23 protein-coding genes are annotated in these 21872 nt (G+C 57.6%); 7 read left to right on the top strand and 16 right to left on the bottom strand.

Annotated features, from left to right (window positions below; translation table 11 throughout):
• Nucleotides 1-29: 29 nt before the first annotated feature.
• Both ACR0KC_RS20035 and hslV read right to left on the bottom strand, forming a co-directional pair.
• A complete protein-coding gene (locus ACR0KC_RS20035; protein WP_170425354.1) occupies nt 30-383 on the bottom strand; it encodes a hypothetical protein in 354 nt (117 codons plus the stop codon).
• Nucleotides 380-937 carry an ATP-dependent protease subunit HslV gene (gene hslV, locus ACR0KC_RS20030; protein WP_170566574.1) on the bottom strand — a complete coding sequence of 186 codons (558 nt, stop codon included), beginning with the start codon at nt 935-937 and terminating at the stop codon, nt 380-382. Before hslV ends, ACR0KC_RS20035 begins: the two co-directional genes overlap by 4 nt.
• A gap of 197 nt (nt 938-1134) precedes the next feature.
• Here hslV and ACR0KC_RS20025 point away from each other — a divergent pair, with 197 nt between their 5' ends.
• Complete coding sequence (locus ACR0KC_RS20025; RefSeq protein ID WP_170397815.1) at nt 1135-1332, top strand: DUF1127 domain-containing protein; 198 nt, start codon at nt 1135-1137, stop codon at nt 1330-1332.
• Between the two features lie 55 nt (nt 1333-1387).
• Here ACR0KC_RS20025 and ACR0KC_RS20020 read toward each other — a convergent pair whose 3' ends face one another.
• A complete protein-coding gene (locus tag ACR0KC_RS20020; RefSeq protein WP_170407917.1) occupies nt 1388-1750 on the bottom strand; it encodes a Lin0512 family protein in 363 nt (120 codons plus the stop codon).
• The gene (locus tag ACR0KC_RS20015; RefSeq protein ID WP_170625360.1) at nt 1747-2097 is read right to left on the bottom strand and encodes a Lin0512 family protein; all 351 of its coding nucleotides are present in this window, start codon (nt 2095-2097) and stop codon (nt 1747-1749) included. The genes ACR0KC_RS20020 and ACR0KC_RS20015 overlap by 4 nt, the downstream gene beginning before the upstream one ends.
• Before the next feature lie 268 nt (nt 2098-2365).
• On the opposite strand from ACR0KC_RS20015, the gene ACR0KC_RS20010 reads away from it, so the two are divergent.
• Complete coding sequence (locus tag ACR0KC_RS20010; protein WP_170425357.1) at nt 2366-2629, top strand: hypothetical protein; 264 nt, start codon at nt 2366-2368, stop codon at nt 2627-2629.
• An 84-nt stretch (nt 2630-2713) separates the two neighbouring features.
• Here ACR0KC_RS20010 and trxA read toward each other — a convergent pair whose 3' ends face one another.
• The 8 genes from trxA to regB all read right to left on the bottom strand — a co-directional run bounded on the left by trxA (nt 2714) and on the right by regB (nt 14528).
• On the bottom strand, nt 2714-3034 hold the full coding sequence (gene trxA, locus ACR0KC_RS20005; RefSeq protein ID WP_170397826.1) for a thioredoxin: 321 nt from the start codon (nt 3032-3034) through the stop codon (nt 2714-2716).
• Nucleotides 3035-3092: 58 nt separating this feature from the next.
• A complete protein-coding gene (gene addA, locus ACR0KC_RS20000) occupies nt 3093-6452 on the bottom strand; it encodes a double-strand break repair helicase AddA (protein ID WP_480707484.1) in 3360 nt (1119 codons plus the stop codon).
• Nucleotides 6449-9376: a double-strand break repair protein AddB gene (addB, locus tag ACR0KC_RS19995; RefSeq protein WP_480772181.1), complete on the bottom strand. Its 2928-nt coding sequence runs from the start codon at nt 9374-9376 to the stop codon at nt 6449-6451. Before addB ends, addA begins: the two co-directional genes overlap by 4 nt.
• Entirely contained in the window at nt 9369-10055 is a 687-nt protein-coding gene (locus ACR0KC_RS19990; RefSeq protein WP_480707481.1) for a nucleotidyltransferase family protein, read from the bottom strand. The genes addB and ACR0KC_RS19990 overlap by 8 nt, the downstream gene beginning before the upstream one ends.
• Complete coding sequence (locus ACR0KC_RS19985) at nt 10052-11056, bottom strand: phosphotransferase (protein ID WP_170425366.1); 1005 nt, start codon at nt 11054-11056, stop codon at nt 10052-10054. The genes ACR0KC_RS19990 and ACR0KC_RS19985 overlap by 4 nt, the downstream gene beginning before the upstream one ends.
• On the bottom strand, nt 11053-11523 hold the full coding sequence (gene tsaE / locus ACR0KC_RS19980; protein ID WP_170407927.1) for a tRNA (adenosine(37)-N6)-threonylcarbamoyltransferase complex ATPase subunit type 1 TsaE: 471 nt from the start codon (nt 11521-11523) through the stop codon (nt 11053-11055). The genes ACR0KC_RS19985 and tsaE overlap by 4 nt, the downstream gene beginning before the upstream one ends.
• Before the next feature lie 40 nt (nt 11524-11563).
• The gene (locus tag ACR0KC_RS19975; RefSeq protein WP_480707480.1) at nt 11564-13072 is read right to left on the bottom strand and encodes a PAS-domain containing protein; all 1509 of its coding nucleotides are present in this window, start codon (nt 13070-13072) and stop codon (nt 11564-11566) included.
• A gap of 64 nt (nt 13073-13136) precedes the next feature.
• A complete protein-coding gene (regB, locus tag ACR0KC_RS19970; protein ID WP_170397866.1) occupies nt 13137-14528 on the bottom strand; it encodes a sensor histidine kinase RegB in 1392 nt (463 codons plus the stop codon).
• A gap of 92 nt (nt 14529-14620) precedes the next feature.
• On the opposite strand from regB, the gene ACR0KC_RS19965 reads away from it, so the two are divergent.
• Together ACR0KC_RS19965 and ACR0KC_RS19960 are read left to right on the top strand one after the other, a co-directional pair.
• Nucleotides 14621-15238 carry an SCO family protein gene (locus ACR0KC_RS19965; RefSeq protein ID WP_170514218.1) on the top strand — a complete coding sequence of 206 codons (618 nt, stop codon included), beginning with the start codon at nt 14621-14623 and terminating at the stop codon, nt 15236-15238.
• An 87-nt stretch (nt 15239-15325) separates the two neighbouring features.
• The gene (locus ACR0KC_RS19960) at nt 15326-15880 is read left to right on the top strand and encodes an ActR/PrrA/RegA family redox response regulator transcription factor (RefSeq protein ID WP_039542641.1); all 555 of its coding nucleotides are present in this window, start codon (nt 15326-15328) and stop codon (nt 15878-15880) included.
• A gap of 47 nt (nt 15881-15927) precedes the next feature.
• Here ACR0KC_RS19960 and ACR0KC_RS19955 read toward each other — a convergent pair whose 3' ends face one another.
• From ACR0KC_RS19955 to ACR0KC_RS19945, 3 genes are all read right to left on the bottom strand, one after another.
• Entirely contained in the window at nt 15928-16893 is a 966-nt protein-coding gene (locus ACR0KC_RS19955; protein ID WP_480791494.1) for a glycosyltransferase family 2 protein, read from the bottom strand.
• Nucleotides 16894-16946: 53 nt separating this feature from the next.
• Nucleotides 16947-17771: an FkbM family methyltransferase gene (locus ACR0KC_RS19950; protein ID WP_170613069.1), complete on the bottom strand. Its 825-nt coding sequence runs from the start codon at nt 17769-17771 to the stop codon at nt 16947-16949.
• Between the two features lie 74 nt (nt 17772-17845).
• Complete coding sequence (locus ACR0KC_RS19945; protein ID WP_170397878.1) at nt 17846-18439, bottom strand: HD domain-containing protein; 594 nt, start codon at nt 18437-18439, stop codon at nt 17846-17848.
• 206 nt (nt 18440-18645) lie between these two features.
• Here ACR0KC_RS19945 and ACR0KC_RS19940 point away from each other — a divergent pair, with 206 nt between their 5' ends.
• The 3 genes from ACR0KC_RS19940 (at nt 18646) to ACR0KC_RS19930 (ending at nt 21215) form a co-directional block, all read left to right on the top strand.
• The gene (locus ACR0KC_RS19940; protein ID WP_170397881.1) at nt 18646-18960 is read left to right on the top strand and encodes a hypothetical protein; all 315 of its coding nucleotides are present in this window, start codon (nt 18646-18648) and stop codon (nt 18958-18960) included.
• A gap of 103 nt (nt 18961-19063) precedes the next feature.
• A complete protein-coding gene (gene ahcY / locus ACR0KC_RS19935) occupies nt 19064-20452 on the top strand; it encodes an adenosylhomocysteinase (protein ID WP_170733772.1) in 1389 nt (462 codons plus the stop codon).
• Between the two features lie 13 nt (nt 20453-20465).
• The gene (locus tag ACR0KC_RS19930; protein ID WP_480772179.1) at nt 20466-21215 is read left to right on the top strand and encodes an extensin-like domain-containing protein; all 750 of its coding nucleotides are present in this window, start codon (nt 20466-20468) and stop codon (nt 21213-21215) included.
• A gap of 4 nt (nt 21216-21219) precedes the next feature.
• Here ACR0KC_RS19930 and ACR0KC_RS19925 read toward each other — a convergent pair whose 3' ends face one another.
• Nucleotides 21220-21867, bottom strand: coding sequence for a DUF899 family protein (locus tag ACR0KC_RS19925; protein WP_170514234.1), 648 nt, complete (start codon nt 21865-21867; stop codon nt 21220-21222).
• Between the last annotated feature and the right edge of the window lie 5 nt (nt 21868-21872).

Below are 21872 nucleotides of genomic sequence, written 5' to 3'. Positions count from 1 at the left end.
AGAGCAGCCGATAGAGCGGAAAGGGTCACCTACTCCTGCTCTTCCTCAATTTCTTCTTCGTCAAGTTTGCGCTGGCTTTCCTGTAATGGCGCGCGCTCGATCAGTGCCCAAATTTCCTTTTTGGTCTTCTTTGAAACAGCGCCTCTGGCTTCCAGCTCGATCAATAGTGAGCGTGTCTGATCTTCGGTGCAGCCAATTGTTCTGCTGAGTCGTTCCAGAGTTTTGAACTTGTACTTCGTATCTCTCAACATGGACTCAAGCAGCTTCTTGCGAGGCTCTTTCCATGTCTTGGCGTGCTTCCGGTTCCGATATTCCTCAAGCACAATCGGCCCAACAATACCGCCAATCAGCCCACCAAATATCGCTGCCAGAACCGCACTCATGACCCGATCGTCTCAACCGTCAGATTGCCGTTGGTATACACGCAGATATCCGCAGCAATTGCCATAGCTTCACGCGCTACATCCTCGGCTGGTTTGTCGCTATCCATCATCGCACGGGCCGCCGCCAGGGCAAAGTTGCCGCCCGACCCGATTGCAGCGACGTTGTGTTCCGGCTCAAGCACGTCCCCTGCCCCAGTGATCACGAGCAGATCCTCGCCGTCGGTCACAATCAGCATCGCCTCGAGCTTCTGCAGATACTTGTCGGTGCGCCAGTCCTTGGCCAGCTCGACCGAAGCACGCGCCAGTTGGCCGGGCGTCGCCTCAAGCTTGGCTTCCAGACGTTCCAGCAGCGTGAACGCATCCGCCGTAGATCCGGCGAATCCGGCGACCACTTCGAACCCGCCCGGTGTCAGGCGACGCACCTTTCGCGCAGTGCCCTTGATCACGGTTTGGCCCAGGCTGACCTGCCCGTCCCCGGCGATGACAACCTGCCCGCCCTTCTTGACGCCAATAATAGTGGTGCCGTGCCATCCGGGAAAATCGCTGTCTGCCATGAATGCCTCCGTTATCCGTGCTGCCATATATGGGCCGGGCACGGGTTCTGCGCAACCGGTTCTAAAACTGCCCAAAAGATATGCAGTAAACGCAAACCGGGGCTGTTGAGTCAGCATTTGTGAGACTCAGCCGCCGGAGTTACATGAGGCTTACAACCGACAACGGGTCGGCTGTTTCTGTTAAAAGGACTAAGCACATGGCAAACGCAATCGCAAAAACCCATGCGCCGCGCGGAGCAGTCACCATCCTGCACGCAGTGGACGCATTCTCTCATGCATTCGAAAACGTTGTCGAATGGTACAAATCATATCAGACACGCAACGAACTGTCGCAACTGAGCGACGAGCAGCTGGAAGACGTCGGGCTGACCCGCGCTGATATCTCCAAGTTCTGATCCAGGATTTGAACACTTATAAGATGAGCCGCTCGATTGAGCGGCTTTTTCTTTTTCAGCTTTCGACGAATTTACCTGCGAGATCAGGCAGATAAGCCTCAACTGCAGCAGTGGCTACGACATGCCGGGTACCCGCCTCGGCATCCTCGACATCCAGTCCCCCTTTGACCGCCCGAACCGAGGCGCGGCCCCGCGGCAGATCCGAGGCGACAAGATCACAATCAACCTTCTCAGGCTGTTGAACGCCAATCGTGACCTCAACGCGCATCTCCTCATGACTGATGCCCAGTTTGGAAAACAGCGTGATGGACGAGTGGTGCAGCGCGTCCTGAACAGCGCGGCGCGCGGCCTTGGTATAGTCCTGACCATACAGGTCGTTGCCGGTCCCCATCTCCAGAATGATGCGTTTTTCCGTCATCGGGCGGGCTCCATATCAAATGAGACAACGATCGCGGCGTTGGCGATCACCGTGCGACCTTCAGAATGGGGTTTGTCGATATCCAAGCCACCATGTGTGACCGTGATGTTGGGCTGGCCGTAGGGGAAAATGGCCTTCAACGCCTGCGAATCCACCCGGTCCGGTTGCTGTACTCCGATTTCCGCGTCGATGATCATGGCCTCTTTCGGGAATCCGAACAATTCCGCCATATTGATCGAGTTATGCCAGAGCGCATCCTTGAGCGCGCGCAGCGCTGCTTCGGTATAGTCTTCGCGCCGAAGCGACGTACCCATACCGAATTCCACCAATACCCGAGTTTTGGGCATGTCGCCTCCTTATTCCTGATGACCCGACAATCTGCACGAGTTCTTGCGAATTGAAAGAACCAGTACAGTGAACTGCATCCGGCCAAACCACGAAACCCGAATGTTTGGTGTGTACCGCCGCTATCGACTAGAATTCTGTCTGTTTAAGCACACGATCTATGAAAGGTTTGATTCCATGACGTATTTTCGGCTCATGTCATCATTGTTGTTGTTTGGACTTCTGGCGCCAGGCGTATCCGCTGAAGTCATAGAAAACAAAGCGAAATTTATGAACCTGATCGTTGATAAGAAGCTGGTTCAGGGCGAAACCTGGGTGACTATTCACAAGGACGGCACGGTTGAGGGCAAAGGCCCGAAAGGTGGCAGTATCAGCGGCACGTGGGAGTGGAAAGACAGGTATTACTGTCGGAGAATCGTGATCGTCGGTGAAGTGATGCCCCGCGACTGTCAGGTGGTTTCAATCGCAGACGACACCGTTACATTTACCCACAAAGACGGCGCGGGAGTATCGGTGAGGTGGACCATCAAGTGAGTCTAAACTCTTGTCACGCAGTGGCTTTCACAAAAAAGGCGCCCAATGCGGGGCGCCTTTTTTTCGTTCACACACTAGCGAAGGTCAGATCGACTCGTCGATCCAGCTTTGCAGGGCCGCCTTCGGGGCCGCGCCAGCGCGGTTCGAAACCACCTGACCGTCTTTGAAAATGAACAGCGCCGGAATGCCGCGCACGCCCATGGCCGCGGCTGAGTTTGGGTTGCTGTCGACATCGACCTTGGCAATCTTCACCTTGCCACCATATTCGCTGGCCAGCTCTTCCAGGGCGGGGCCGATCTGCTTACAGGGGCCGCACCACTCGGCCCAGAAATCCACCACGACGGGGATATCGGAATTCTTGACTTCGGCGTCAAAGGTGTCGTCGGTAACGGCTACGGTCGACATGTCTGTCTCCTGACTGGGAATGCTTGGGCTCAGAACCTAGGTGCGGCACCGGGCAAGGTCAAGATATAGGGTTCGGTGTCAGGGCGTCCGTCACCATATCGTGTGGCAACCACATCAGGTGCGCGGTTCGCGTCCACAAGATAGCGGTGCGGATACTGTGATTGGGATAGATTTGCGACAGGGCATGGGCGTAGGCCGCCATCTGGCGCAACAGCCCTTCGGGGCAGGATTCTGGCCCGGTCGGAACAGTCGCATTGGATTTGAAATCAATTACATGCACCTCTTTATCCGTGATAATCAGCCGGTCGATGACCCCATGCATTCGTGTGCCGTTCAGATCGGCAGAGACCGAAACCTCGGTCAGCGCATCCGAGCCAAAGACCGGTTTCAGATATTCGGCCGTCAGCACCGATGTGGCCTCAGTCAGCAGATCTTGCCGCTCAACATCTTGCATATCGGCCAGAAGCCGTGCGCAAAGCTGCGGCCATTGATCCTGTGCGGCAGCAGGAAGATGTTCGAGCAACAGGTGCAGCTGCGATCCGCGTCGTTTCGCCGCCTCTTCATCCTGCCCCGCATCTCCGGGCAAGGCCTTCGCACCCCCTAGATCAGAGGGGCTGAGCGTTTCGGCTGGCGCGGGTAGATTTGGCGCGGGGTGGTCAAAAAATACAGGCAAATGCTGTTCGTTGTGCGGGATGCTGCCCTGTTCAACGGCAGGCAAAGCCTCCCAATCTCCATGCGCCAGTCGAAGGGTCTGGGTGCCGGGAACATGAGTAGCCCCTGCCCGCGCCATCGCGGCCTCAACCATCTGATACCAACTGTTGCCATCCTTGCCTACATCCCCGGCGGCCGCCACTATTAGCCACTTTTCTGCCCGTGTTAGAGCCACATATAGAAGCCTCAGCCGCTCATTCTCCTCGCGCGTTCTGGCTTCTTGGCGCGCAGCTGCGATCAATGCAGGTGAGGCATCAGAAGGCACTTTCCACAACGGAGTATCGCCCGCCATCATGATCTCGGCATCTCGTGGTGGCTGTCGTTTACCAGTGTCCGGCAGGATTACGATCGGTGATTCCAATCCTTTTGAGCCATGAACGGTCATCACCCTGATCATATTGCCGACACCGCTCATCTGGCGCTTGATCTCCAGATCGTCGGTTTGCATCCAGACCAGAAAACCGGTGAGGCTTGGGATATCTGTCCGTTCATAGGCCAGCGCCTGCGACAGTAACGCGTTGATACCATCCTCAGCCTCGGCCCCAAGCCGGCCCAGCAGTTTGCGTCGCCCGTCATGGCGCGTCAGGATACGTTCGATCAGATCATAAGGACGCAGAAAGTCGGTTTGACCGCGTAGGTCGTTCAGAATCGCAAGCGTTACCGGGAACTCCTCGGCACGATTGCGCAACGCTGCCCATAGATAAGTTTCCTCCCTGCGATGAGCCAGATCGAACAACTGTTGTTCCGTCCAGCCAAACAGTGGGGATTTCAGGACTGTCGCCAGGGATAGGCTGTCTTCGGGTGTGGCCAGAAAGCTCAGCAAAGCAGCCAGATCCTTGACCGCCAGTTCCGCGCCCACCTTCAGGCGATCTGCCCCCGCGATGGGCAGACCCTCGCTTTTGCAGGCGCGAATGATCTCGGCAAACAGGTCCGAGCGGCGTTGGACAAGGATCAGAAAGTCGCGGGGTTGCACTTTGCGCCGGACAAATGTCCCCGACGCATCGCCATCATCGGAAATGGTAGCGCCATTCCTGATCATATCCTTGATTGACCGGGCAACCTGTTCTGCCAGAATGACGGTGTGATGCCGTGCGCCGGGTCGATCAACGGGATCGGTCCAATCGCTGTCATCCTCGTCTTCAACTTTCTCGATCACCGGCCATAGGTCGACGCGCCCAGGAAGATCGGCCTTGAATGCCCGGTGTAAGGCATCCTTGTGGAACCCGGCCCCTACATGGTTTTCGAACAGTATATCGACCAGCCCAAGGATCGCGCTGGACGAGCGGAACGAATATTCCAGCGTTGAATCCCACAGTTTAGAGCCTGATTCTCGAAGTTTCCGCCCAAATTCGGCCTGCATCTGGTCAAAGGCTTGCGGGTCGGCGCCCTGGAAGGAATAGATCGACTGTTTCTTGTCGCCGACCACAAAGATCGTGCGTTCAACTCCGGATCGGGCCCCTTCCCCGCTGGTAAATTCCTGAGCCAATTTTTCGATCACGTCCCATTGATCCGGGCTGGTGTCCTGCGCTTCGTCCACCAGAATGTGATCGATGCCACCGTCGAGCCGGTACAGCACCCATTCTGCGACCGCCGGGTCGTTCAGCACCTGACGTGCGCGCAGGATCAGGTCATCAAAATCCAGCCAACCCCTAACCTGCTTGCGCCGCTCGTATTCCGGAAGGAAGGCCGCGGCAAAGCGATGTAATACATGGGTTTTCTGGGCCGCAACCAGCGCCAGTCGTTGTTCCCGCGCGGCTTCAACCCGCAGCATCAGGGCCTCGAGCTGGGGCATCCGATCTGCCAGCACCCCTTCACGCAGCGCCTTGGTTGGAAAGCTGTTGAGTTTTGCGGCAAAGGGCTCTTTCGCGCCCTTACCCGTCAATAGGACGTTTTCAAGTATCGTCAGTTTGCTCAGCCGGGCGTCGGTAAAGCCGACAAGCTTGTCGGCGGCCTTGGCATTGTTCCCTCCGCTTTCCGAAAGCGCGGGTAAAATGGACTGGATCAGTTCGACCTCACCGCCCAGAAACACGTTACGCAGCAGGACCTGTTCATCAAAACCTTCGGGCAGATCAAACCGTTGCAGAATGTCCGGCCATTGCAGCACATGTTCAAACTGATTTCGTTTCTGCGCAACAGCGGCAGTCAGTTTGTCAAAACCGGTATCGGTGACAAAGCGGGCAACGTCTTCGATCAATTCGGCCTGAGGGCCGTCGGCAAAACTTTCAATGATCTCTTCGCGCAGCAACGCCGCAGCCCGGTCTTCCATTTCGGAGAATTGAGGGCTGACCCCTGCCTCAAGCGGGAACCGTCGCAGCAGCGAAGCACAGAAGGAGTGGATCGTTTGGATTTTCAGTCCACCAGGCGTCTCAATAGCGCGGGCAAACAGGGTCCGTGCTTGCGCCAACCGGTCGGGATCGATCAGGCCTGGTACGCCAAGTTCGACCAACTCAGCCTGAAGGTCGCCGTCGCCCAACATTGCCCATTTGCCAAGACGTTTGAACAACCGGTTCTGCATCTCGCTGGCCGCGGCCTTGGTATAGGTCAGGCACAGGATATGCTGCGGCTGTACGCCATCCAGCAACAGCCGTGCCACCCGGTCAGTCAGCACCCGGGTCTTGCCCGAGCCCGCATTGGCCGCCAGCCAGGTTGAGGCGTCCGGGCGCGCGGCCTGAACCTGCCGTTCGGTGGCATCATTGCGGGGGGTCATGTCAGGTCCTCCGGTTCGGTTTCCGTCGAACGATCCCACTCGCCGAACCGGGCGAGGTGATCATAGTCCCCTATATCTGTGTCCTTGTGCAGCATCCTGCGTGAAGAGAACCCCTGATCAGGCTCTAAATAGGCTGAAATGAGCTCTTTCAGTTCGGCCAGCACCTTGTCGGTCGGCTCTTTCTGCAGCGGTGCGGGCACTTCTTTATAGGTGCCGCCCATGCCAATGAAGATCGCCTGTGCAACGGGAAGCGGATCGAATCCTTCGATACCGCCCTGCTCGGCCATTGCAGCTTCGATCAGCAGTTGTTTGTCGAATTTGGCTTGCTGACTTTCCGTCGGCGGAGTGCCCGTCTTGTAGTCGATGATACGCAAGGCCCCCTGCCCGCTTCGATCGATTCGGTCGGCACGTCCGGCAATGGTGAAGTCCAGCGGCGTCAACGTCAGGCGCATCCCAACCTCAAAAGCCACAGGCCCGCCATCGGCGCGGCGCTGAATCTCGGCGGACAGAAAGCTATCGGTAATCCGCTCTAGCCGCGCCAGCCACAGCTTTCGGGCAGTTGGCCAGGCAACGTGGTCGTCCAGCAAAGCTTTGGCGCGTTTCAGGAAATTTTCTCGGGTCAATAAAGCCGGATCCAGAACGCTGTCGCGCACGAATTGTTCCATCACCTCGTGGATGACGATACCGCGTAGCAGGGCATCTGGCGCCTGAACCAGCGGGTCCAGTTGTCTCAATCGCAGGATATGCCGGGCATATATGGCGTACGGATCGCGGATCAGGCGTTTGATTTCGGTCACCGATAGCCGCCGTGGCCGCGCCGCGACGGGTGGTCGTGGCGACGGGCGGTGCGCGGGTGCGATTCGGGGTGCATGTTCCAGCATCTCTGCCCAATCCAACCACCGTTGGCCCCGCGCATGCATTGCTTCTAACGCGCTAGTTCCACCCTGTTCAGGCAGGCCTAGCAACAGGTTGGTCATGCGGTTCAGCCAACGGGATGGTACAGTTTCCGCATCATCCGAGCGGGTAGCGCGGGTCAAAACCACCTCTGCCGCACCTGCCGCCTGCTGGAAGTCATGCGCGGACAGACCGATCCTGCGTTCGGGCAGTAAAAGACCGGCCTCATTGCGCATCTGACGGTTCAGCCAGGGGTCGGGTGCCGCAGCCTCGGGCCAGCTGCCTTCGTTCAAGCCACCCAGAATTAGCAGATCCGCACCCTGAACGCGCGCTTCCAGGGTGCCCCAGATCATCAGATGCGGGTGAGGTGCATCACGGTCGCGGACTTCTTCACCTGCCAACAACGCGCCCAGAAGGTCGGCAAAGTCATGGGCGGTCATCGCACCGCCATGCTGTGCTTCGGCCTCCAAAGTGGAGATCACCGCAAGCGCCTTCTGGCCCGCGTTCTTGTCCCACAATGTGCCGGATTCACCGGTTGCACCTGCCGAGATCATCTCGGCCAGCGTGCGAAGCCGGGCGACCCAGTCCGACAGTGGCTTTTCGGCGGGGTCGTATTGATCGCAAAAAGTCTCGGTAACCCAGCGGACCCAGTCCTCGGGCGCTTCAGTACGAATGGCGAAAGCGGTCAGGCTGGCGCTGTCGGGAAAGGGCGGGCCATAGCGACGCAGGTCAAGCTCAAGATCGCGGGTATGCAGCAGGTGGCTGCCCCGGTCGCCCCCGTCATGGCACAGTGGGTGTTTGAGCAGCGTCAGCAGAGCCTCGCCATCCAGGCGGCGCGCGAACAGCCCGGCGACATGGCGTAGGAACCGCCCGGGCGGAGACAGCTGCAGTGGCAGGCCCGCGCTGTCATCGGGCAGGATATTCCACCGGTCCAGTGCGGCGCTGACCTGCCGGGTTAGCATCCGGTCGGGGGTGATTAGCGCGGCGGTCTGGCCGGTCTCGGCCGCTTGCCGTAGGCGTAGCGCAATGGCCAAGGCCTCGGCCCGGGGCGAGGGCGCCTCGATCAGCGTCACATCCTTGGTCGCACCGTTCAGGTCGGGCAGGAGCGGGCCTTCAGTCATCCATGCGTCGGTGACCGGGGCAGGGCGCAATGCAAGCGAAATCAGCTTGTTACGGGCAGGTGAAGGGGCCTGATCCGTGGTCCATGGCCGGATTTGATCCGGGCCAAGCCCTAGCCCAAGCATCAGCTTGCGGAACCGGTATTGAGGATGATCCTCAGATGTCAGCGGGTTATCCAGATTGCTCCAAACATGTTCAGGCTGGTCGAAATCATAGCCAGGCAGCACCAGCGCCCCCTGAGGCAGACGCGCAACCGCCTGCATCAGCATCAGGGTGGTCCCGCGAGACCCGGTAGAGCCTGCCAGAATGACAGGATGTTCGGGCGGCGACGCCTCCCAGCGCGCGATCAGGTTCTCGACTACGCGCCGCTGTCGGGCCTGCGCATCCAGCGCGTCCGAACCGGATTCCATGAACTGATCGGCGATGCCGATAAAGGCCTGCGCCCGTGCCCAATGGCCGGACATGTCGCTGACATCCAGTTGCCTGATCGCATCGGGCGAGACACCTTCCCCCTGCATCTCGTCGATCAGCCCGGCCAGACTGTCAGACAGATCGAACAGCGAGGACCGGGCCGCCAGATCGGGTTGCTGGTCCAGTAGTTTTGCGATCAGCTGCGTCAGCTCCAGCCTGCGACGCAGAGGCGGGATTGCGGGTGGGATCTGCGCCAGATCGGCGCTTTCGCCAAGATCTGTGACCAAAGAGAGGCGTGGCAACAGGCAAGCGGGACCTTGATCAAACAGATCGCGCACCCGGCGCGCCATCCGGCGGGTGTTGATTACCAGTTGTACCCGGGCCAGCGCATCGGGCGGCTGCCCCTCAAATCGCTCATGCAGACCGTCAACCAGCACCTTGGGGAAATCCGCGCCCGGAGGAATGGCGAATACCCGGGGTAGGGCGCTGGGCTCAAACATCGGCAATCAGCCCCTCGGCCAGATCAATACCCTCGGGACGCCCCACATCGCACCAGCGACCGGGGTAAGACAGTGCGAACAGGCGCTTTTGCTGCAGCATTCGATCCCACAATACGTTCAATGAAAACACGTCCTCAGCGATGTCATGTAGCCCTTCGGTTTTCAGAATTTGTACCCCGCCGTAAACAAGACCGGCACCGCGGACGATCCGCCCTGTGCTGTCCTGAGTGAAGTCACCAGGGCCTGTGTGGCCAAGGGTTTGCCCAACTGGAACGCACATCAGCAGCGCATCCATTTTATCCGGATTCCAATGATCCTTCAGTAAATTCAGTGGGTTGGGCCCAGCCCAGATCGCGTCGCTGTTCAAGGTGTATACGGGATCGGATCCAAGCAGAGGTAGCGCTGCGCGCAGCCCACCACCAGTATCCAAAATGCGCGGTTCTTCCCGCGATATCATAACGTCGCAGCCCGCCAGATGATCAGCCAACTGATCAGCGTGGTAGTGCAGGTTGGCAACAACCCGCAACGGCCTTAGCGCATCGACCAGATCCAGTGCGTGATCAATCAGGGGCCGCCCGGCCACCTCGATCAGCGGTTTGGGCCGGTCTTTGGTCAGGACACCCATGCGAGTACCAAAGCCCGCGGCAAACAGCATTGCAGCTTGGGGGGTGCCGGTCATTGCGCCCTCAGCTTTGCCAGGTTCTCGGGGTTTGGGGCGGGCAGGGCGCTGCGCAACAGGTCTGCCACCGGCACCAACGCGGGATGTTCGAGATCGCGCATCAAATGTGCCCACGCAGCCGGGATCAGGTCGACGTAGTGTGGCTTTCCATAATCGGTCGCCAACCGGGCAAAACCGCCCAGAATGCGCAGGTTACGCTGTGCGCCCAGAACAGCATATGCGGTGCGGAAATCATGCCCATCGACGCCGGTTGCGGTGATATAGCGGTCGATCATCCGCATCTCGATCCCGGCGGGCACAGTCCGACGCACATCCTGTAGCAGTGACATCAAATCATAGGCGGGATGCCCCAGCATCGCGCTTTGGAAATCCAGCAGACCGACGCGCGCCAGACCTTCGCGCTCGGGCAGCCAGATCAGGTTTTCTGCGTGGTAATCGCGTTGCACAACAACCCGTGTTCCGCCGGTTTCCCGGTGCAGGATATCCGCAAAGCGCAGCTCGAACCGGGCGCGGGCCTCGTCGTCGTGCGATCCAAGAATGCCTTGCGCATATTTCGTGAACGATAGCGCCGCCAATTCGGTCATCATAGCGGGGTCGTAACTGTCGAGCGAAAGCGTCGGCGCCGCGTGAAGATGGACAAGTACATCGGTTGCGGCGTCATACAGCGTGCGCTCAAGCGTCGGATCGTCCCGCAAGACGCGTGCGAACAGATCGTCGCCCAAATCTTCGAGCAACAGAAACCCGTATTCGCAGTCCTCGGCGTAGATTTCCGGCGCACTCAACCCAATGGAACGCAGGTACTTCGACATACGCACGAAGGGTTCAACAGCTTCGCCCTTGTCGGGCGGAGCATCCATCAAAACGGCGGTCCGGCCGGTGGCAGGGTCGGTCAGACGCTCGTACCGGCGGTTCGAGGCATCACCCGCCAAAGGCGTATGCCGTGCGCCGTTCCATGGTGTCTGCGCGATCAAGGCTTCTGCCAGAATGGCCCGGTTCGTCATTGGATCCCCTCCAGCTTGGCGTTCCATTTCGGGTCTGTCCACGACATCTTAAGTTGTCGCGTATCTTGTTCGTTGGCGTCTGTGGTGAACCGGATCAGTAAGGCCGGCTCTGGCGTCAGGGGACCCAGCTTTTCAGGCCACTCGATCAGGCAAATGCCGGCGTCGAAGGCGTCGACCAGCCCCAGCTCTTCGATCTCTTCCACGGCAGAAAGACGATAGAGATCTGAATGCCAGACTTCACCAAGCTGCGTCTCGTAAACCTGAACTAGAGTAAAGGTCGGCGAAGGCACATCTTCGGGTGCGGACAGAAGAGATTGGATCAATGCGCGTGCGAAATGGGTTTTGCCGCTGCCGATGGTACCTTCAAGCAGGATAGTATCGCCAGACTGCAATGCGCCACCCAGTTTGGTGGCAACTTCAGCAGTGTCGAATGGGGATTTCGAGGTCAGAGTCAGCGGTGCGTTCATGGCGTCACAATGAACCTGCGCCGGGTCGGCTGCAACCGGTTCAGGCGCTGATTTTTTGTATTTCCGTGATGTTCCTGACCGGGTTGTCCGAGGCGAAACGGACAATTGTTGCCCCGTTTTGCATGGGGCTGACCGTGCAGTTCAAAGAGCCGCCGGATTTTAGGATCAGTTCAGCCGACCATTCGGCCCGATTCTCTCGCGCGGTGACGAATTCGCGGATCTCGCCAAGGATCGGCGTGGCGGTGCAGTGCTCCTGCCATTGGCGTGTGATTTCCAGCACCGTTGCTGGTTCGAATCCTACTTCGCCGCTGTCGCCCCACAACACCTGATAGGCGTAATTTGTGATCGCCAGCGAACCGTCATCCGAAAACACCGCGATGGCATCAGCCAGCTTGTCCAGAATGGATTGCATAAGGTCCGTTTCAGCGCGGAACCGTCGGGTCAGTGTGATTTCGGCGGTGATATCTTCGAACAGGAAAGCCACGGCCCCATCGGGATGCGGGCGACCACTGACGGAATAGACCGATCCTGATGGCAGCGACCAGGTTTCCTGATAGTTCCCGTCCTGTGCCGCCTCCAGAAGGTCGTTCATCTGGCGCCGCCAACTGCGATAGTTCTTAGGCTCGGGCATCATATGCTGGTCGCGAAGCCGGTCAAAAAAGCTGGACAGGCTTGGGCGCAGGCTCAGGAAGTCGGGTGGCAGGGTGGTCAGATCAATCAGCGCTGGATTGAACAGGGCCAGTTGCCGGTTGCGGTCAAAGATCGCTAGGCCAATGGAGAGCTGTGCGAAGGTTTTGGTCATGGTCTGCACGAACTTGCGCTGTGCTGTCTCGGCTTCGACAATCGCGTTGATATCGACCGCGTAACACAACTGATCCTGTTCGTGTGCGACCTGGGTCAGGTCAAACCAGAGCTTGGCATCGCTGTCCCTTACCGGAATCGAGACACGGGTTTTTCGACTCAGCTGCGCCTCGTCCCTGTGAGAAGGAAACAGAGGGTCCGTCAGATCGGCATCCGGTCCCGCAATCTTGCGAACCAACCGTACATAGGCCGCATTGCACCAGCCCACCTTGTCACGGTGATCTATCAGCCAAACAGGGTAGGGCGCCTGCTCCATCGCCAAACGAATTGGATCGCGCTGGTCACGGCGTGGCGCAGGGATGGTCCCCGTCAGATCACGTAATTGAACCCGAATGATACCATCGATCCATTCGCACAGAACCTCGCGCTCGACTGTGCAGTCGATGGCTGAAACGGCGATGTTGCCCCCGGACCGGACAATCTCGGGCGTTTCGGGGAAAGCGGGAAAATCACGTTGCAGCAAACGCCGCAGTTCAGCCCAGTTGCTGACGGATTCGTAACCTGCCAGCGCAATATCGGAGTGGCTGATCAACCGGTCGCCATCGAACAGGAAGACAACATCGAACAGCGCTCCGGGCGCTGACAGCCCGAAATCTCTTGTTTTGGCCTGATGGCGTGGCAAGAGCCACAACATCGCAAAGCTGGCCGAAACCACACTGATTGCGGCCAGAACGATCCATTCGGCCATTGCTCCAACCCCCGGGTAAAACGTTTGAATCTATATGAACAACAATGGTTAACGGGGTCTTAACTCAGATCTGGAACGGTTGGTTGGCGCCCGAGGGAACAGGAGTGTCCCCGGTTTGCGCGTCGATCAGCTTGCGCGGCCAAACGACATTGACGATCGCCCCCCTGCGGTCCGGTTGGTCAGTCAGGGTCTGATAAGGGTCCGCGCCATTGGCGAAGCTCAGTTCGGCACCGCTGCGTTCCAGCAGGGTTTTGGCGATGAACAGACCCAGCCCCATGCCTTCGTATTCCGGCCGACTACTGCGATCGGCGCGGCGGCGGCGCATGAATGGGTCACCAATCCGACCAATGATGTGGGAGGGGTAGCCGCGCCCATCATCCATGATCGAAACGCTGATCCGGTCAGAGGTCCATTCAGCTTCGACCCAGACCGTCGACTGGGCAAAATCCACTGCGTTCTGGATCAGGTTGCGCAGCCCGTGAATGATCTCGGGCTTGCGTAGGATTGAGGGCTGCTGCACATCGCCATCCGCAACTGGTCCTTCGTCGAAATGCACCACTTTACCACGATTGATATGTGGCTCTGCCGCTTCATGGATCACGGTGGACAGAGGCGCCTGACGCAGGTGCAAGTCATCTTTCCCAGCTCGGCCCATATCGCGCAGGATGTCGCGGCAGCGGTCAGCCTGTTCGCGGATCAAGGCTGCGTCCTCCATCAGCTCAGGCCGGTCGTCCAGCTCTTCGATCAGTTCTGAACTGGCCAGCTTGATCGTAGCCAGCGGCGTACCCAACTCATGCGCGGCGGCGGCCACCACACCACCAAGATCAGTCAGCTTTTGCTCGCGCGCCAGCGCCATATGGGTGGCCGAGAGCGCTTCGGACATCGATTGAACTTCGGAACTGATGCGGTGCGAATAGGCGCCGATGAAAACGATGGCGATGATAATCGCCGCCCAGTTTCCGAACAGCAAAATATCGGGGATATCCAGCACCAACCCCAGATTGGTTCTCAGCGGGAGGTGGAATTGCGCCAGCAACGTGGTCAGGATCACCGCAACGCTGCCGATGATCAGGGTCGAGCGGGTGCTCATTACATTTGCAGAAATCGTCACCGGACCCAGCAACAGCAGCGCAAACGGGTTGTTTAGCCCCCCCGTCAGATACAAAAGGATCGACAGCTGCAGCAGATCGAACAGCACCATCAGGAAGTTCTCGAATTCCGACAAGCGCTTGTTTTCGGGAAACAACAGAATGGCCGTGAGGTTACCCATCACCGAAATGCCGATGACGAAATAACACAATGCCAGCTCAAGCTGAACGTCGTAATATTTCTGTGCAACCGTGATGGCCGTAAACTGGCCGATAATGGCGACCCATCGCAGCAGGATCAGCGTGCGCAGCCTGATCCAGGTACTGCGCTCCTGCCCACGCCAAAGACTGGTGTTGGAATTCGTCATCTGTCGATTATGTCCTATTGCGTCGGTCCGACATGTTGATAGGTGTCCCGGCAGAATCGATCAACATCCCCTTTCGTATCAGGATACGCGCCATGGTTCGTCTTTATGCTATTCTCGCAACTGTTGTTCTTGCAATTGGTCTTGGCGCCATGTGGCTGCTGACGCGGGGTGGCTCAGATGACAAATACGCGCAGTGCCGCTCGTCTCAGATTGCGGGCGGGAGCGCGGCGATCGGCGGACCGTTCGAACTGCTTAACGCCAATGGTGAGACGGTAACCGACAAGGATGTGATCACCGAGCCCACGCTTGTCTACTTCGGTTATACCTTCTGCCCGGATGTTTGCCCCTTTGACATGTCGCGCAATGTCGACACGATCGATTTGCTGGCAGAGCGCGGTCAGTCGGTGACGCCGTTGTTCATCTCGATAGACCCGGATCGCGATACCCCCGAGGTTGTGGGCGATTTCGCATTCAACCTGCATGAACGCGTGATTGGCCTGACCGGATCGCCCGAGCAGATCAAGGCGGCCAGCAAGGCGTACAAGACCTATTACAAGGCCCAAGACAAAAGCGATGAGTATTATTTGGTCGACCACTCGACCTTTACCTATCTGATGACGCCCGAGGACGGGTTTCTGGAATTTTTCAAACGCGATGAAACGGCCGAGCAGATGGCGGACAAGATTGGCTGCTTTCTTGATCAGGCCTGATCCTCAACAGTCGGTTTGACCTTTGGAATGGCGCTGCTATTACTCATGTTTAAGCCAAGAGGCATGAAATAGCGGAAAGACCCACATATGGCAGACAGTTCCCAGCTTGAAATCGGCCCCGACAAATCGCTGCTGCTGGTAGATGATGACGAGCCGTTTCTGAGACGTCTGGCCAAGGCCATGGAAAAACGCGGATTCGAGGTTGAAACCGCGGGTTCCGTCGCCGCAGGCCGCGCCATTTCCACAGCCCGCCCACCTGCCTATGCCGTGGTAGATCTGCGACTTGAAGATGGCAATGGGCTGGACGTGGTTGAAGTGCTGCGCGAAAAACGCCCCGACAGCCGGGTTGTGGTTCTGACCGGTTATGGCGCCATCGCCACCGCCGTTGCGGCGGTCAAAATTGGTGCAACCGACTATCTGTCCAAACCCGCCGACGCCACTGACATCACCAACGCTCTGTTGGCCAAGGGCGACGAACTGCCCCCGCCGCCGGAAAACCCCATGAGCGCCGACCGCGTCCGCTGGGAACATATCCAGCGCGTCTATGAGCTGTGCGACCGGAACGTCTCGGAAACCGCGCGCCGGTTGAACATGCACCGCAGAACGCTGCAGAGGATTCTAGCGAAGCGTAGTCCAAGGTAGACCCGTAAACTTAATAGTGTGTTTTCCCGGGCCGTTCCAAACGACCTTCAGGGCGCGGATTGAGCCTGAGTTTGGAGCTTCAGCGCGTAATTCTTAAGGCAGGCAGAGTGCGCGCACCCAACCTCAGGCAATAACAGCAACTCATCAACCTTTGCCTGCAGCTTGCCGCCCATCGCCAGCATTCGATCATCCACGACGCTGTTCTGGTTGTACTTGTTCCAATACCTTTCACGAAACCGGCTGGACCGGTTGGGTGCATCTGTCGCTTTCGTGCCTTGCCCGCGCTGCCGCTTGAGCGCGAAACTGTCTCGCGTTTTCACCGGGTAGTGAATGACAGCAGCCCAATCGTGTGTAGACAGATGCTCGGGCGCGGCACCCAGCGCATGTCTTCGTCGCAATCCCGAACGATACATGTGTTCGTGCATCGGCAGGCCCGCAGCATTTACAAATTGCGATCCATCGTTTCGAAAGTCCGGTCGCAAGTAGGGCCGGTGCAGGCCAAACCCCCGTATTTTATCAGACTTTCGAAAAAGCGTTTTGAAGTAGCGATGCAAATTATGATCTGTATCGGCACGCTTTAGGAACCGTTGCGTGACCAGCCCCGGTTCCCACTTGTCGTTGCCCCCATTTCCGAAGATCAACCAATTCACGGCGATGCCCTCGGCGAAACCGGAACAGCGTTCGACGAGACCTGCGACCTGATTTTCATCGTTTGCACAGAACAGAAACTCATCGCTATCAAGCCACATCAGCCAATCGGCATCGTTAAGCGAAGGATGCGCATAGGCCGTTTCTGCCGCTGTATGCTGTGGTACTTGCCCGGGTTTCAGACCTTGCAGAACATGGGAAATAACCCCGTTATCATCCAGCGCATCAAGCAGCTCGGCGGTGCCGTCTGTCGAGTCATTGCTGTAAATCAGAATAGGATCAAACCCGACCAGCAGATGATACGCGATCCACTCAAGTATAAACGGCCCTTCATCCTTGGCGCAGGAGAACAACCCGACCTTCATATCGGCTTGGCCTGAGTGGGTTTGATCATGATCGCGGTTCTTCCTTGCACGGCCTATCTTCTGAAGATGATATTACGTTGAGTTTGAAAGGCATTTTCATAGCCACGATCAGAAAGTGAGGCAAACAGGCGTTCGGCGCTATCACCAAGATTCACGGTTTCCAGCTGTAGATATTGGGGAAGCGCTGCATCTTCTGCGCTTTCAAGAAAAGGCATAAGAATGTTCGGCTCGTGCCCTTCAACATCAAGCTTGGCAAAATCGGCATCATGCAGATGTGTAAGCTCAAGCAGTGTTCGGGTCTGCACCTCAATCGTATCGTATTTTGATAGCTCCAGATACGCTGGGTCGTTTGCCAAGCGCGCCTGACCAAGATTGGTGGCCGTGTCGCCCCGCTTTTCTATGATAAGTGTCGCCTCACCAGTTTCGCCCGCGATCGCGAAAGTGTTCAGCTCCACGTTGCCAAATCCGTTCAGAGAGCAATTATTGCTGAGGCGTTCGGCCAGTGTCGGATTAGGCTCAAACGCATGAATCCGGGAGTCCGGGCTAAGAATTGACGACAAGAAAAGTGAATACAGACCAAAATTTGCCCCGATATCCAAAACCTTGAGAGTCTTCCCCGCAAAACTGTCTTTCAGCCAATTCAGCTCAAGCTCTTCCGGGGACCGGCCCTTCTGCCAAAGAGAGAATTCGCTGAAATTGTCATAAGGGTGCAGGTGGATTCGAATACCCCGGTAGGCGATCAACTGTGGCAGCAGTGACTTTCGGATCAGATTGCGCACCCGCCCTCGGCCTGTCAGATTGTACGCTTCACGTAAACACGCGTTGGCATATTCCATCTGCGCGTTCGTGACCGGTATCTGGCTGTCTGCGTCGCTCATCTGAACCTGCGTCCGATTATGGTCTTGTTTTAGCGGAAAATTAGCATAGGCCGAGCTGCTGATCTATTGGCGACCTAAATGCTGCCCAACAATTCCTGATGCCGCGCGGTATAGGCCTGCCGCACCTCAATCGGGGGACGCAGTTTGATCTGCAACCCCTCTAATATTGCCTTGTCCGGACGACCAAAGAACTTTGATGCTTCGGTATCAGAAAAACCCGCGATCTGCGTCGCCTCCATCCAGGCGCTGATCTTGTCCGCCTTCTTGATCTGGCGTTTCACTGTTTTTGGTACCACGGCGGGCAACCCGAAACGTATATGAATCGCAGCAGCCAGCCGGTCGTCTAAATCACCATAATCCGGGCCAACGGCGGATTTCACCGGAGAGATCATGTCACCAATCACATATTCGGGGGCATCGTGTAACAGTGCCGCCAACCGCCATTTCGTCGGTGCATTTGGTGCGATGCGGCCAAAGAGCTCTTCAACCAGCAAGGAATGTTCGGCCACGGAATAGGCAAAATCCCCGTTGGTCTGACCGTTCCACCGCGCCACAAAGGCCAGCCCGTGCGCGATATCTTCGATCTCGATATCCACGGGCGTCGGGTCCAGCAAATCCAGCCGACGGCCCGACAGCATTCTTTGCCACGCTCTGGGTTGTGTTGCCATTTTACCATGCCTTGTGAACTGGGACACGTTCAATTCGCGTTCTTGTGGTATGATGTATCTGTCTGGATCACATGCTGCCAACAATTTCTTGAGCATTCGTGCTTTGAACCTGCGCGATACGATCCCGACATCAAGGACTGAGGGGGGTGCTGACTCCTCCCAGTTGCGCCCTCTCGAAACGAAACTCGTATCGAAAGGAGCTTGCTATGTTCAAGCGTTTGTTTGCAATAACCCTGACCTTCGGAATGGCCGCAACCGCGCCACCTGCCTTTGCCCAGAACTGCGCAGAGCGCGAGCACGTGATTACCAAACTGCAAGACAATTACTCCGAGGAATTAACCTTTGGCGGTCTTCAGAAATCACGTGGCGGGCAGACGGTCATGGAGGTTTGGACCTCGAAGGAAACGGGAAGTTATACCGTTTTGGTGACCCAGGCGAACGGCATGAGTTGTATTGTCGCCGTTGGCACTGATTTTTTTGAAGCGATCCCCAAAATCAAGGCAGAGGGTACGCCAAGCTGATATTTTGTCACCAGACTTCCTGTTTCCGGCCATCTTCATTGCCTCATCCCGCAAGGGATGCTAGTGGCACTTTGGACTGTGAATTGCCGGAGTGGAGTACCTGATGGCCGGGGACTATATCGTTAAAGACATTTCAATGGCCGAGTTTGGCCGCAAAGAGCTGAATATCGCTGAAACGGAAATGCCGGGGCTGATGTCCCTGCGCGCCGAATATGGCGAAAGCAAGCCGCTGAAAGGCGCGCGGATCGTCGGTTCACTGCATATGACCATCCAGACCGCCGTTCTGATCGAAACACTGGTGGCGCTGGGCGCTGATGTGCGCTGGGCGTCGTGCAACATCTTCTCAACGCAGGACCACGCGGCGGCGGCGATTGCCGAGGCTGGTATTCCCGTTTTTGCCATCAAGGGCCAGACGCTGGAAGAGCATTGGGATTATCTGGACAAATCCTTCCTGTTCGACGAAGGCCCCAACATGATCCTGGACGATGGCGGCGACGCGACGCTGTACATCCTGCTGGGTGCACGTGCCGAGGCAGGAGAGGACATTATCCCTGTTCCGGGTTCGGAAGAGGAAGAGGTGATCAAGAAGCAGATCGCCAAGCGCATGGCCGCGTCTCCGGGCTGGTTCACCAAAATGCGCGACCAGATCCAAGGCGTCTCTGAAGAAACCACCACCGGTGTAAACCGCCTGTATCAGCTGGTGAAAGACGGCCACCTGCCGTTCCCGGCGATCAACGTGAACGACTCGGTCACCAAGTCGAAATTCGACAACAAATACGGCTGCAAGGAATCGCTGGTTGACGGTATTCGCCGCGCCACCGACACCATGATGGCCGGTAAGGTTGCCGTGGTCTGCGGCTATGGTGACGTGGGCAAAGGCTCGGCGGCTTCGCTGCGTGGCGCAGGCGCCCGCGTGAAAGTGACTGAGGTCGACCCGATTTGCGCGCTGCAAGCGGCCATGGACGGGTTCGAAGTCACCCTTCTGGAAGACGAAGTCGCAAACGCCGATATCTTCATCACCACCACCGGCAACAAGGACGTGATCCGTATCGAGCACATGCGCGAGATGAAGGACATGGCCATCGTCGGTAACATCGGTCACTTCGACAACGAAATTCAGGTGGCCAGCCTGAAGAACCACAAGTGGACCAACATCAAAGAACAGGTGGACATGATCGAGATGCCCTCGGGCAACCGCATTATCCTGCTGTCCGAAGGCCGCCTGCTGAACCTCGGCAACGCCACCGGTCACCCCTCGTTCGTGATGTCGGCCTCTTTCACCAACCAAGTTCTGGCCCAGATCGAGCTGTTCACCAAAGGCGATGAATACAAGAACGAAGTTTACATCCTGCCCAAGCATCTGGACGAAAAAGTTGCCCGTCTTCATCTGGACCGGATCGGCGTGAAGCTGACCCAGATGGACAGCGATCAGGCGGCCTATATCGGCGTGAAACCCGAAGGCCCCTATAAGCCGGAACACTACCGCTACTAAGTGCGAAAGACGCATGACCAAAGCTTCTGGACGCCGCCGAATCCTGCTTTCGGCGGCGTCTTTTCTTTTTGGCCTCTTAACGCTGTTGACCGTGTTGGGCGGCGGCGTTTGGTGGCTGCTTGCCCTTCCCAATACGCCTGTACCCCCGCACTGGAACCCGCTGCGTGATCTGACCGTGACGGCCCCGGTCACCCCGGTCACCCCTTACCAGTTGAACCGCGCACTGGCGGATGACGCTTTATGCCGTGCAGCCTTGGCCGAGGCTGGAGCTCGGTTTGATCCGCTGGACGATCTGGTGGTGGACCAGAATTGCGGAATCGAGGGACGCGGCCGGTTGTCCGGTCTGGTGAACGCCCGCGTCACTGCAGTCGAGACCCGGTGTGCCACAACTTTGCGGCTTGTCATGTGGGAACACCATGTTGTGCAACCCGCTGCGCAGCAACTACTGGGGACTTCCGTCAGCAGATTGCGCCAGATCGGTAGCTATAACTGCCGGCGGATGCGCACCGCGCAAGGACAAGACAATGGTTGGAGCAGTCACGCCACTGCGGACGCGATCGACATCGTCGGAATGGATCTCTCGGACGGGCGCAGCTTGAACCTGCTGGCTGACTGGGACGCTGACGGGCCCGAGGCCGATTTTCTGCGCCAGATCTGGCGCGGAGCCTGTGACTGGTTCCGCGTGGTGCTTGGCCCTGATTACAACCGCTTACATGCCGATCACTTCCACCTGCAGGGGCCCGGCTGGGGCTACTGCCGATAGTACCTCAGCGTAGAGGTGGGATAAAATCGCCGCGGCCCTGTGGTGTGAAATCCAGCACATTCCACAAAGGCCAAGCTGCATCCACATGCCGGGGATGCCAGTCGCTGGGTTCAAAGAACAGCTCGGAACTCCAGAAGTGATGAATGCCATCAGGGAGCTGTTGAAAGACATTTAGAATAGGAAGCTGATCACCCCCGTCGGTCTCGGCCAGATAGTCACGTTGGTAATTCGTCCCTAATGCTGAGTAGAGCGGCAGCGCATTCCAACCCATCTCATCCTTGAGCGCCGAGAGTTTTTCGGGCGTATTCTGCGCCACTACGGCAACCGAGGCGTTCTGTATGAGATGGTGGATCTGAGAGTTCAGCCCATCCAGAAACGCCGAACACATAGGGCAGGGGCGTTCCGCGTCGGGTCCGTACATCAGCGAATAGATAATCAGCGTATCCTTGTCGCCAAACAGCGACGACATAGGCGCACCCTCGCCTGCCAGATCTCGGAACGCATAATCGTTAGGGGTTTTGCCTCCGGTTGGAAGAGAACGGCGCAAGGCCGCGACCTCTTCAACCTTTGCTCTCAGGTCCCGCTCGGCGGATAGAAGTGCATTACGAGCTGACCGATATTCGGTGGTTTCATTCGGTAACGTTACGGGCATGGGGA

The organism is Ruegeria sp. CF3 (assembly GCF_056537365.1).
The sequence above is the reverse complement of the archived record's forward strand: the minus strand, read 5'-3'. Positions and strand labels throughout refer to the sequence as shown.

What these genes read in the sequence shown, in the direction of transcription:
- ACR0KC_RS20035 (WP_170425354.1), bottom strand. Translation starts at nt 383, where the DNA reads ATGAGTGCGGTTCTGGCAGCGATATTTGGTGGGCTGATTGGCGGTATT.
- hslV (WP_170566574.1), bottom strand. Translation starts at nt 937, where the DNA reads ATGGCAGACAGCGATTTTCCCGGATGGCACGGCACCACTATTATTGGC.
- ACR0KC_RS20025 (WP_170397815.1), top strand. Translation starts at nt 1,135, where the DNA reads ATGGCAAACGCAATCGCAAAAACCCATGCGCCGCGCGGAGCAGTCACC.
- ACR0KC_RS20020 (WP_170407917.1), bottom strand. Translation starts at nt 1,750, where the DNA reads ATGACGGAAAAACGCATCATTCTGGAGATGGGGACCGGCAACGACCTG.
- ACR0KC_RS20015 (WP_170625360.1), bottom strand. Translation starts at nt 2,097, where the DNA reads ATGCCCAAAACTCGGGTATTGGTGGAATTCGGTATGGGTACGTCGCTT.
- ACR0KC_RS20010 (WP_170425357.1), top strand. Translation starts at nt 2,366, where the DNA reads ATGAACCTGATCGTTGATAAGAAGCTGGTTCAGGGCGAAACCTGGGTG.
- trxA (WP_170397826.1), bottom strand. Translation starts at nt 3,034, where the DNA reads ATGTCGACCGTAGCCGTTACCGACGACACCTTTGACGCCGAAGTCAAG.
- addA (WP_480707484.1), bottom strand. Translation starts at nt 6,452, where the DNA reads ATGACCCCCCGCAATGATGCCACCGAACGGCAGGTTCAGGCCGCGCGC.
- addB (WP_480772181.1), bottom strand. Translation starts at nt 9,376, where the DNA reads ATGTTTGAGCCCAGCGCCCTACCCCGGGTATTCGCCATTCCTCCGGGC.
- ACR0KC_RS19990 (WP_480707481.1), bottom strand. Translation starts at nt 10,055, where the DNA reads ATGACCGGCACCCCCCAAGCTGCAATGCTGTTTGCCGCGGGCTTTGGT.
- ACR0KC_RS19985 (WP_170425366.1), bottom strand. Translation starts at nt 11,056, where the DNA reads ATGACGAACCGGGCCATTCTGGCAGAAGCCTTGATCGCGCAGACACCA.
- tsaE (WP_170407927.1), bottom strand. Translation starts at nt 11,523, where the DNA reads ATGAACGCACCGCTGACTCTGACCTCGAAATCCCCATTCGACACTGCT.
- ACR0KC_RS19975 (WP_480707480.1), bottom strand. Translation starts at nt 13,072, where the DNA reads ATGGCCGAATGGATCGTTCTGGCCGCAATCAGTGTGGTTTCGGCCAGC.
- regB (WP_170397866.1), bottom strand. Translation starts at nt 14,528, where the DNA reads ATGACGAATTCCAACACCAGTCTTTGGCGTGGGCAGGAGCGCAGTACC.
- ACR0KC_RS19965 (WP_170514218.1), top strand. Translation starts at nt 14,621, where the DNA reads ATGGTTCGTCTTTATGCTATTCTCGCAACTGTTGTTCTTGCAATTGGT.
- ACR0KC_RS19960 (WP_039542641.1), top strand. Translation starts at nt 15,326, where the DNA reads ATGGCAGACAGTTCCCAGCTTGAAATCGGCCCCGACAAATCGCTGCTG.
- ACR0KC_RS19955 (WP_480791494.1), bottom strand. Translation starts at nt 16,893, where the DNA reads ATGAAGGTCGGGTTGTTCTCCTGCGCCAAGGATGAAGGGCCGTTTATA.
- ACR0KC_RS19950 (WP_170613069.1), bottom strand. Translation starts at nt 17,771, where the DNA reads ATGAGCGACGCAGACAGCCAGATACCGGTCACGAACGCGCAGATGGAA.
- ACR0KC_RS19945 (WP_170397878.1), bottom strand. Translation starts at nt 18,439, where the DNA reads ATGGCAACACAACCCAGAGCGTGGCAAAGAATGCTGTCGGGCCGTCGG.
- ACR0KC_RS19940 (WP_170397881.1), top strand. Translation starts at nt 18,646, where the DNA reads ATGTTCAAGCGTTTGTTTGCAATAACCCTGACCTTCGGAATGGCCGCA.
- ahcY (WP_170733772.1), top strand. Translation starts at nt 19,064, where the DNA reads ATGGCCGGGGACTATATCGTTAAAGACATTTCAATGGCCGAGTTTGGC.
- ACR0KC_RS19930 (WP_480772179.1), top strand. Translation starts at nt 20,466, where the DNA reads ATGACCAAAGCTTCTGGACGCCGCCGAATCCTGCTTTCGGCGGCGTCT.
- ACR0KC_RS19925 (WP_170514234.1), bottom strand. Translation starts at nt 21,867, where the DNA reads ATGCCCGTAACGTTACCGAATGAAACCACCGAATATCGGTCAGCTCGT.